The organism is Mycolicibacterium hippocampi, from assembly GCF_010723735.1.
Lineage (GTDB): Bacteria > Actinomycetota > Actinomycetes > Mycobacteriales > Mycobacteriaceae > Mycobacterium > Mycobacterium hippocampi.
Genome location: NZ_BLLB01000001.1, coordinates 1 through 11,309 on the forward strand (window position 1 = coordinate 1; position 11,309 = coordinate 11,309).

Annotated in this window: 5 protein-coding genes; 4 read left to right on the forward strand and 1 reads right to left on the reverse strand. The window is 65.3% G+C overall.

All coding sequences use genetic code 11. The annotated features are described in order from the left end of the window. Positions 1–200: 200 nt before the first annotated feature. On the forward strand, positions 201–3,041 hold the full coding sequence (gene mobF / locus G6N53_RS00005; RefSeq protein ID WP_163886421.1) for a MobF family relaxase: 2,841 nt from the start codon (positions 201–203) through the stop codon (positions 3,039–3,041). Positions 3,042–3,136: 95 nt separating this feature from the next. Then, a complete protein-coding gene (locus tag G6N53_RS00010) occupies positions 3,137–4,078 on the forward strand; it encodes an MPT63 family protein (protein ID WP_163886422.1) in 942 nt (313 codons plus the stop codon). Between the two features lie 4 nt (positions 4,079–4,082). Here G6N53_RS00010 and G6N53_RS00015 read toward each other — a convergent pair whose 3' ends face one another. After that, positions 4,083–5,666 carry an RNA-binding domain-containing protein gene (locus G6N53_RS00015; RefSeq protein ID WP_163886423.1) on the reverse strand — a complete coding sequence of 528 codons (1,584 nt, stop codon included), beginning with the start codon at positions 5,664–5,666 and terminating at the stop codon, positions 4,083–4,085. A 123-nt stretch (positions 5,667–5,789) separates the two neighbouring features. Between G6N53_RS00015 and G6N53_RS00020 the strand changes: the two genes are divergently transcribed. Both G6N53_RS00020 and G6N53_RS00025 read left to right on the forward strand, forming a co-directional pair. Beyond that, positions 5,790–6,275 (forward strand): hypothetical protein, encoded by a 486-nt coding sequence (locus tag G6N53_RS00020; protein WP_083741821.1) that lies wholly within the window; start codon positions 5,790–5,792, stop codon positions 6,273–6,275. A 92-nt stretch (positions 6,276–6,367) separates the two neighbouring features. Continuing rightward, on the forward strand, positions 6,368–11,176 hold the full coding sequence (locus G6N53_RS00025) for a DEAD/DEAH box helicase (protein ID WP_237166267.1): 4,809 nt from the start codon (positions 6,368–6,370) through the stop codon (positions 11,174–11,176). The last annotated feature ends 133 nt before the right edge of the window (positions 11,177–11,309 follow it).

Genomic DNA, 11,309 nt, shown 5'->3' on the forward strand with positions numbered 1-11,309 from the left:
CCACACACTGGCACCAATTCCTCACCACCTCCCCCCTTGCAGCACACCCACTCCGCCTCCGCTCCGCTCCTACCCACCAGACTTCCGGCACATTGGCACAAGTTGTGCAATACTCGGCTTCGGGCGCTGGCGCGCCCGAACCCCGGCCGCCTGGCGGCGGCCTGTCCGGCTTGGTGAGGTGGTCTAGTGGCGGTGCGACCGTGCTGACGATCTCGCGGCTGAGTCGCTGGAGCATCGGCTACTACAACGACACCGCCAATCAGGCCCGGCAAGCCTCGATGGACCGTCAGGCCGCCGGCGGCGGCCTGGGCGAGTACTACTCCGAAGGCGACACCCGGGTCCCGACCTGGGTCGTGGTCGGCGACAAGGCCACCGTCGGTGAGGCCACCGGACTCGACGGCGCCGCGCTCGACGGAGGCTTTGCTGACACCGAGGTAGCGGCACGGTGGCTCGACGACGGCGTGACGCCCAACGGGGAGGCCGGACGGGCGTTCGGGACCAACGGGGTGCACGGGTTTGACCTGATGTTCGCCGCGCCCAAGAGTGTGTCGCTGCTGCGGTCGCTGACCGACGACGTGGCCGAAAAGGTCATGCAGAACGCCCACGTCAAAGCAGTCGAAGCCGCGATGACCTACCTGCATGAACATGCCGGGTACACGCGGGTGCACAACCCGCTGACCAGCAACAAAGACCTCCAGCGGCTGCCCGGGCTGGTCGCGATCGCCTACCAGCACGAGACGAGCCGCTGCGGGGACCCGCACCTGCACACGCACGTCATCGTGCCGAATCGCCAGGTCAGAGCTGATGGGCGGCTGGTGTCGATCGACTCCAAGTCGCTGTATCACGAAGCCAAAGCCGCCGGGATCATCTACCAAGCCACGCTGCGCCACGAGTTGCACGCCGAGCGGGGCTTCGAATGGCAGCCCGTCGACGAGCATTCCGGCATGGCCGAGATCGAGGGCGTCACCGCGGCGAGCATCAAGGCGTGGTCGCAGCGTTCGACGCGGCTGCGGGAATGGGCCAAAGACAACCTGGTCGTCGTCGACGGTGAGCCGACCGCCGCGCAGTTGGCGACCGCGCAGAAAGCCACCCGGCCCACTAAACCCGAGCAGCTCGCCTGGGACGAACTCAAAGCAATGTGGCGCGCCGACGCGCGCGGTCTGGATCTGGACCGCGACGCGCATTTCGCCGCGCGCGAGGCGCGGCGCGCACAGGCGCGCACTCCCCTGGACCGAGCGCGCATCGCGCACATGGCAGCGCGCATCGACAAGGCCGCCTTCACGCGCGCGGACATGGTGGAGATCGTCGGCGCGCAGCTGCCCGTCGGCGCGGTCGGGGAACCGCGCGCGCTCATCGAAGCGTTCGTCGACGACGTCGGTGTGCGCATCAGCGCGCCGCGCGAAGCGCACCACCGCGAGGGGCACGAGAAGTACACCGTCGACGCGATCATGCTCGAGGAGTCCCGCATCCTCGACATGGTCGATACCTCCGACAACCGCAGTCGACTCGATGTGCGCGCTGCCGATCTCGGGGACCTCTCCGCCGACCAAGAGCGCGCCATCCGCAACATCGCCGTCTCCCCATTTCTGGTGCAGCCCTTGCAGGCTCCGGCCGGTGCTGGCAAAACTCACTCACTGAAAGCGTTGCGCGCCGCCGCGCACCGGGCGAACAAAGAAGTGCTCGTGCTCGCGCCCACCGGCAAAGCCGTCGACGAGGCGATGCAGGAGGAAGCCGGCGACCGCGGCCTGACCGTGGCCAAGGCGCTCAAACTCATCGAGGACAACAATCTGGCCATCGACCGGCGCACCGTGGTCGTCGTCGACGAAGCCTCCATGGTCGGCACCCCCGAGCTGAAAAAACTGCTGTCGGCCGCGGTGGCCGGGCGCGCGAAGATGGTGCTCGTCGGGGACCCCTACCAGCTGGCGCCGGTGAAAGCCCGCGGCGGCATGTTCGAGCATCTCTGCGGGGACCTGCCCTGGTCGCAGCGCCTGGGTGAAGTGTGGCGGATGCGCAGCGCCGAGGAGCGCGACGCCTCCCTGGCGTTGCGGTCCGGGCACGGCAATCGCCTGCGCAAGGCGGTCGGCTGGTATCGCAGTCACGGCCGCCTGCACACCGGCGACCCGATCGCGATGGCCAAAGACGCCGGCGATGCCTACCTGGCTGACCGGGCCGCCGGGAAAGACTCACTGATGGTCTGCGACTCCTGGGAGATGGCCGACGCGCTCAACCAGCGCGTTCACAACGCCCTCGTCGGCGACGGGCCGTCCGTGCGGGCCGCCCGCGACCAGCGCATCGCCGTCGGCGACATCATCATCAGCCGCGAAAACGACATCAGCATCCCCGTGCACCCCGGGGCCGAGCACCCCGTCGGCCAGGCCGTCGACCAAGTACGTAACGGCAACCGGTGGCGCGTCGCCGGCATCGACGAGAAGACCAATCGGGTGGCCGCCGAACGGCTCACCGACAAAGCGCGCGTCGTCTTCGACGGCGACTACCTGCGCCAGAACGTCACCCTCGGCTACGCGGTGACCGTGCACTCCGCCCAGGGAGTCACCGTGGGCAACAAAACCACTCCCGGTGTGTGCCACTCCATCCTGGCCGACACCTCCAGCCGAGCCATGGCCTATGTCGGCATGACCCGCGCCAAAGACGAAAACCATGCCTACGTCTACCAACGGATCAGCGGCGAAGCCGACCACGAACACTCACGCCTGGTCGCCGGGGCTGACATTCACGTCCTGCGGCGCGGCAACAAATGGGCTGCCGCCCACCACTTCCGCACCATCCTGGCCAACGACGACCGGCCCCGCACCATGCACGCCGAAGCTGAACGCACCGAACGTGACCTACTCCCCCAACCCGTCAGCGACCTGCTGATCGCCCAAGAGCAGCGCCGCAGCGCCCGCAGCGCGGTATGGCGCGAACACAGCGCCGCCGGCCGGGCCGCGGCCGCGGCCTACCAGCGGATGGCCACCGTCGCCGAGACCGTCGCCGAACGCGACCGTGACCGGGGGCGCGACATCGACGGCCTCGAACTCTGATCTGCTGACGCACAGTGCCACCAACGCGCGATAGCGTCAGAACCTGACCGGTTACTGCGGGGAGCCAGCGGCCAACGACGCAAGGAGTGCACCAGGTGAAGATCACGACCGTGTTGGCGACAACCGCAGCGGCCGCCGGGATCGGTGTCATGAGCGCACCAATCGCGCTGGCCGACAACCCCACTCCGAACCTGGTGACGTTGGGGCAGCCAGCCGAACTGATCAACGGGCCGGTGGTGCAGGCCTGGACAATCAGCGGGCTCAAGCCCAGCAGCGACGTCATCCCCTGGCATGTTCGCGGAGCGCTGTGGGAAGCCACCGCCACCAACACAGCGGTCGCGGGCACCGTTCAGCCCATCGTGTCCGACCTCAACGCGCGGGCCCGCAACGGCGACACCTACCGAACGTTGTTCCTGGTCGCCACCCCCCAGGGAGTCAACCCGGCCGCGCTCGCCCAAGGGCAGCAGACCTCAGGAAAAATCTACTTCGACGTGACCGGCGCCCAGCCCGACAGCGTCGTCTACAACGACGGTGCCCGCGACCTCGCGGTCTGGCTGACCCCGCCGCCCGCACCGCCAGCCCCCGCGGCCGGCGGCTCGGCCCCCTACCGGGGAACCCCCAGTGCCAGCTCGCCAGCGCAAGATACCGAAGCCGCCCCGGCAGCGGTCCCGCCGGCAGCCGAAACGCCTATGACGCCCGCACCCGCCAGCGTGGGCACACCACTGACCCCCGGCAGTGTCGGTACGCCCCTGCCCACCGGCAGCGCGGGAACTCCCCTGCCGACCGGCGACGCCGTCGCGCCCGGCGGCACCCCAGCCCCAGCGGGTAGCCCATCGGTCACGACAACCCCCGACATCAGCACAGGAACCCCGCTGCCGGCCGAGACCCCCGCCCCCGCCACCGCCGCCGCTCCCGCGCCGACCGCGACGCCCGCGGGTAGCGCCGGCACCCCCCTGCCCGCGCCCGAGGTAGCCCCGGCCGCCGGTGCGGGAACGCCGGCGGCGCCCGTCACCACCACGCCGGTACCGATGCCCTGATCGGTCAGAAGACGCGGTGGCGCATCTGTTCGGTGTATTCGGTGACGCGCTGCAGGGCGGCCGACAGGCGGTGTATTGACCCGCCGAACAAGCCCGCCTGCAGCGGCGGCCAGTCGTCACCGGCGGCGTTCACCTCAGCCAGCACCGCGCCGTAGCGGCTGTCCTCCAGGCGGGCGGTGTGGCTGGCGTCGGTGACGAACAAACCCAGCCACGGCTCGGTGAATACGCGGTCCTGCGCCATCTGGTCGGCCACGACGAGGGAAAACATGATCTCGGTCTCGTCGAACAGCTCGCCGTAGCGCGGCAGGCCGTAGAGGCCGGCGAAGTGCGGTTGCAGCGCGTCGAACAGATACGACGAGGCGACAAATGGCGGCTTACGCCGTCGATGCTGGGCGATGTCGCCCAGCAGGTGCTCCAATTCCGCGTCGTCGCCGGCGACTTGGGCCGCCCGCAGCGTCAACGCCAAGCTGTCCTCGCGCGACAGCGCCTCCCACGGGCCCACCCTCTCGATCACCGTCACCCGCAAATTGGGGTGCGTGATCGACCACGGCACGGTGGCGTCGGTGGTCAGCGCCCGCAGGGCACCGAAGTTTCGTCCCTGGACCGCAGAGATCGAGCCCGCGTAGAGCGCCAGTGTGGCCGGTAGCAACGCCAACGCCTGAAGACGGTCGTCACGGCCTTCCACGATCAACGCTTGGGTGGCGCCGACCCGCATCTGTCCGGTCACCGTGTCGCTCAACGGTGCCGGTTGGGCCAGCGCAGCCATCGTGTCCGCCCAGATGCGCTCGTGATCGGCGTTGGGCCATGCGCATGCGGTGATGAGCTGATCCAGCAGCGGGGCGGTGAGCTCCTCGTAGCTCTGCGCCATCGCCAGATACTGGCGCAACTGCTCTACCGGTTGGCGGCTGGCGAACGTGTTCGGGAACACCTGCGGGTCAGCACGGGCCGCCTGCAGCTGCTGGACCGTGGCGCGCATCAGCCGGGCAACCACCAGCGGGTTGCCCTGCTCCACCGCGTCACGGAACTGCTCGCCCAGCGGGCGGGGCGGATCTTTGAGCAGCCGATCCTGCAGCATGATCAGCTCACGGTGCGTGGCCGGGGGTGAGCTGGCCACGCCGCGGTGAAACACCGTGCCCGACCGGTTGTTCTCATAGGTGGTGACCAGCGAGTGGATTCGGTCGCCGGGGCGCGGCGCGGCGACGGTGAACACCGCGACGTCATGGCCCTCGACCTTGAAATAGTCCACCGACCACTGCGGACCATCCACGTAGGGCCGCAGCTTGTCGTGCAGCGCGGCAGCATCAAGGACCTCGGTGACGCCGACGAGTTGCCCCGGCGCGACGCCGACCACAAGATAGGCTTCCCCACCGCAGTCACGGCCCGCGCTGACCGGATCGCGGTTGGCGAACGCGATGATGGCGCGCGCCGCGGCGAACCGATCAGCCTTGGACCCGAAATCCAGCGTGCTCTTGCACTCCAGCCAATGGGTTTCCTGGCTTCCCGGGTCGGCGCGATGAATCGCCTCCACCAAAGCGGTCACGCTCTGCGGTGACCGCAGCGGAGCCGACGTATCGAAGTCCAGAGCCATAGTTGCCAGCCTATGGGCGCGCCGCGACAGCCCCCGGACACAACAGGCCCTTCGCGGGGCAACAGCGGCGCGCTGGCGGCAAGCGCCACAGAGTCCCGCACGGTGGCGCGCCAGTATGGACCCATGATCACCGAGCCGATCGACCTCAGTGGCTTCACGGGCTGGGTGCCGTTCGCAGAGCTGCCCAACACCGACGTGCCGACCTCCCCCGGCGTGTATGTGGTCGTACGGCCGACCGACGACCCGCCCACGTTCCTGGACACCTCCCCGGCCGGCCACTTCAAAGGCAAAGACCCCACCGTGCCGGTCGACGAGCTCCACGCGCTCTGGGTGCCGGGAACCCGCATCATCTACATCGGGAAAGCCAACGCCGGGCGCACCGGTCGCCGTGGTCTACGCAAACGGCTCGATGAGTTCCGCCGCTCGGGCGCCGGCCAACCCGTGGGCCACAGCGGCGGGCGGCGGATCTGGCAACTCAGCGACCACGCCCAACTGCGCGTCGGCTGGCAGGTAACCGACGACACCGCCGCGGCCGCCACCGAAACAGCGTTGATCGCCCAGTTTCACGCCCACCACGGACGGCGCCCCTTCGCCAACATGCGGAACTAACGAGCCCTGTTACCCGCCCCGGCCCGACTTCCCTGCGATATTGCGTTCCGCGTTTAGGGTGACTTCGAGCTTCAGCGAAAGGAGTTAGACGGGTGGCGACGTCGGTGCATGAGGTGTTCGAGGCTTTTCGGCGTGCCCCTAGCAATTACGAACGCGGCTTGAAATTCGAGCAGCTCATGGCGCAGTACCTGCCGCTGGATTCCCTCTACGGCCGACTCTTTAAGCAGGTCTGGTTATGGAAGGACTGGCCTGGGCGGGGCGGCAAGATCGACACCGGAATTGACCTCGTTGCTGAGGAGATCGACACCGGTGACCTATGGGCCATCCAATGCAAGTTCTACGAACCCGATCACGTGCTGGGAAAACCGGACGTCGACTCGTTCCTGTCCGCGTCAGGAAAGCATCCCTTCGCCCACCGGCTAATCATCTCCACAACGGATAAGTGGGGGAAAAATGCTGAAGACGCGGTCGACAACCAGCAGATTCCCGTTCAGCGCATTGGACTGGCTGACATCGCCGAGGCCCCGATCGACTGGGCCTTCGCCGGCCCCGCCGACGGACTGAACCTTGAGCTGGCCCCCGCCCCCAAACGGGACCCCTGGCCTCATCAGCGTGAAGCCATCGACAAAGTGATCGTCGGCTTCACCGAAAACGACCGCGGCAAGCTCATCATGGCGTGTGGCACGGGAAAGACCTTCACCGCGCTCAAGATCTGCGAGCAGATCGCCGACGACCTCGGCGGAACAGCCAAGATCCTGTTCCTGGTGCCCTCAATATCCCTGCTGTCCCAAACGCTGCGCGAATGGACCGCTCAGTGCCAGGTGGACCTGCGGTCCTTTGCCGTGTGCTCGGACACCAAGGTCTCCCGCGCGGTGGAAGACATTAACCCCTACGACGTGCCACTTCCTGCCACCACCGATCCGGCCACGCTGGTCGCACAAATGGCGCACCGCAAACGCGCTAAAGGACTGACCGTGGTGTTCAGCACCTACCAGTCCATCAACGTAATCGCTGAAGCACAGGCGGTCGGGCTCGACGACTTCGACCTCATTGTGTGTGATGAAGCGCACCGAACCACCGGCGTCACACTCGTCGACGGAGACGAATCCAACTTCGTCAAGGTGCACGACGCAGCCTTCCTCGCCGGAGCCAAGCGGCTCTACATGACAGCAACGCCAAGGCTTTTCGCGGAGGAAACCAAGACCAAGGCCGCCGAACACTCCGCGGTCCTCGCGTCGATGGACGACGAAGCCCTCTACGGCCCCACTTTTCACCGACTCGGATTCGGCGAAGCCGTGGAGCGCGGACTGCTCACCGACTACAAGGTGCTCGTGCTCACCGTCGACGAGAAGTACATCGCCGGCCCACTGCAGCAGCAGCTTGCCGACGTCAACAGCGAACTCAACCTCGACGACGCGACCAAAATCGTCGGTTGTTGGAACGGCCTCGCCAAACGAACTGGCAAAGCCGCCGGCGGTGCTGACTTCGGCGGTGACACCCGCCCCATGCAACGCGCCGTGGCCTTCCTTCGAGACATCAAGTCCTCTAAGAAGCTCGCAGGGAAGTTCGCCACCGTCATCGACGCCTATGACCAGGCCGACGACCACCTACTGCGCTGCGACGTCGAACACGTCGACGGAACCTACAACGCCCTGGAACGCAACCACCGCCTGCAATGGCTCAAGGCGCCACTACCCGACAATCAATGCCGCATTCTGGCCAACGCCCGCTGCCTTTCCGAAGGGGTGGACGTCCCCAGCCTCGACGCGGTCCTCTTCCTCAACCCGCGCAGCTCCGTGGTTGACGTCGTGCAATCTGTCGGCCGGGTCATGCGCCGAGCCGAAGGCAAGCAATACGGGTACATCATCCTGCCCGTCGGGGTACCGGCGGGCGTAGCACCTAGCCAAGCACTCGCCGACAACCGCCGCTTCAAGGTGGTGTGGCAAGTGCTACAGGCGCTGAGGGCTCACGACGACCGCTTCAACGCCACAGTCAACAAACTCGAACTCAACAAGAACGCCACGGACTCAATCCTCGTCGGCCACGTACCGAACGCCGCCGAGAATCTCACCGACTCAACATCTTCCGGCGACGGTACAACAGCCTCTGCCGATACCGCGGCTGCCGAGTCGGCGCAGGTCGCCCAACAGCTGTCTATGTTCTCCCCCGACCAGTGGCGGGACGCTGTGTACGCCAAGATTGTCGATAAGGTCGGCACGCGCACCTACTGGGAGGACTGGGCCAAGGACGTCGCCGTAATCGCTACGGCCCAGCAGACACGCATCAAGGCGCTGCTTAACGAGAGCACTCCCGACATCGCAGCAGCATTCGATAAGTTCGTCGGAGCGCTGCGCGCCCATCTCAACGATTCGATCAACCGGGATCAAGCCGTGGAGATGCTTTCCCAGCACCTGATCACCAAGCCCGTGTTCGACGCCCTCTTCGAAGACTACGATTTTGCGGACCACAACCCGGTTTCACAGGTCATGCAGGCGATGGTCGCTACCCTGCATGACCAAGCGCTCGACACAGAAACCCAACGCCTAGAGGGCTTTTACGAATCAGTGCGTATGCGCGCGGCCGGGGTTGACAATGCCGAGGGCAAGCAGCGCATCGTCGTCGAACTCTACGAGAAGTTCTTTCGGATCGGTTTCCCGCGAACCGCTAAAGCTCTAGGGATCGTCTATACGCCAACACAAGTCGTTGACTTCATCCTGCGCTCGGCCAATGACACACTTCGCGCCGAATTTGGAACGACATTGACTGAGCCCGGCGTGCACATCCTCGATCCATTCACCGGGACTGGCACCTTCATCGTGCGCCTGATCCAGACCGGACTCATCAGGACCGAAGACCTCGCCCGCAAGTATGCCAACGAATTGCATGCCAACGAGATCGTATTGCTGGCTTACTACATCGCCGCCATCAACATAGAGGCCGCCTACCACGGTGCCGTTGGTGGTGAGTACCAGCCATTCAACGGCATTGTCCTTACCGACACCTTTCAAATCGCCGAGGTCGGCGACACCATGGATGCCGAACTATTCCCTCAGAACAACGATCGGATCATCGCCCAGCAGAGCCAACCCATCCGTGTGATCGTCGGGAATCCGCCTTACAAGTCGGGGCAGGGCAGCGCCAACGACAACAATGCTAATCAGCCGTACCCCACACTTGATGCCGCGATCTCCGCCACCTATGCCGCCAAGTCGACCGCCAAACTGAAAAGCAAGCTCTACGACTCGTATGTTCGCGCCATCCGTTGGGCCACCGACAGGATCGGTGACGCTGGCATCATCGCCTACGTCACCAACTCCGGCTGGATCACCGGCAACACCACCGCTGGTCTTCGGCTTGCTATGCCGGAGGAGTTCTCGGCGCTCTATATCTACGATCTCCGCGGCAACCAACGTCAAAGCGACTGGCGCGCCGAAGGCGGCAAGATCTTCGACGACGGGTCACAAACGGGTGCTGCGATTCTCATCGCTGTCAAGAACCCCGCCGCCACAGGCCCATGCCAGATCCACTATCGCAACATTGGAGACGGGCTATCCCGCGACGACAAGCTTGCAATTATCGCGAAAAGCGAACTACCTACCATGGCGTGGGAGACGATTTCCCCTAACGACGAAGGCGACTGGGTAGACCCCCGGGACGAAGCCTTCAGCTCCTACACACCAATCGCCGTCAAACGCGGATCCGACGACCTGGCCATCTTCACCGACTACTCAGGCGGACTCAAAACCAACCGCGATGCCTGGGTGTACAACTTCTCTGCCGCGCAGCTGGCCGACAGCATGTCCGCCACCATCGACTTCTATAACGAACAGGTCGACGCCTACCAGCGTGCAGTCGCCGCCAACCCCGAACTCGCTGTCGAGGACGCTGTCGCCTACGATGAAGCCAAAATCAGCTGGTCTTCCGGCCTGCTCCCTAAAGTGCAACGCGGACAACGTATCAGCTACCAGCCGACTCATCGGCGCTTGGCGATGTACCGGCCGTTCTGCAAGATGCACGTCTATTTCGACGACGACCTCAACGACCGCCGCGGCCGACTGCACTACCTCTTCCCTCGCGAGGACCTGCCGAACTTCGGGTTCTTCGTTCCTAACCCCGGGAACCTGGCGCCACCGTTCCTCAGCCTAATGACCGACGCGCTCCCAGATCTCGGCGCCGCCGGCATTAGCGCCGTCAACTTCTACCCACGCTGGACCTATCAGACCCGCGCCGGTGGCGGCCAACTAACACTTGACGACTCAGCACAGGCTGACACCGAATACCGACGCGTTGACACCATCAGCCCGCAGGCGCTCGCCACCTACCGCACCGCCCTCGGCGACGACATCAGCACCGACGACATCTTTTACTACACGTACGGGCTGCTGCACTCTCCGCAATACCGACAGAGGTTCGCCGCCGACCTCAAAAAGATGCTTCCCAGAATCCCCCCACCCGCAGCCCGAGAGCACTTCGACGCTTTCACCCACGCTGGTCACACGCTCAGCGACCTTCACCGCGGATACGAAACCGCAGCTCCCTACCCCCTTCTCGAAACAACGACCGGAGCTCTCAACGGCACTCCGCAGGAGACCCTGCGCGTCACAAAGATGCGATTCAAGTCGAAGACTGACCGCAGCGTCCTGATCTACAACTCCCAGCTCACCCTCTCAGGAATTCCCGAGGACGCGCACCGTTACCGACTCGGGTCGCGCTCAGCGCTCGAATGGATCATTGAGCGCTACCAGATCAAGACTGACAGCCGCGGCTCGGGGATCGTCAACGATCCCAATACCTGGTGCAGCGAACACGACGACCCCCGATACATCGTCGACTTAATCAAGCGCATTGTCACCGTCAGCGTGAAAACGATGAGCATCGTCGACAGCTTGCCACCAATCTGACTCGCGGCCGGTACGCCGCCACCGCCAGCAGATCCGGCAAAGGACTCGCTTCCCCCGCCCTTGAACCCGCTAACGCCGCCAGGGCTTTAGTTCTCGTCGCAGGTCACCGCAGCCGTCGCCTTCTTTCTAATGC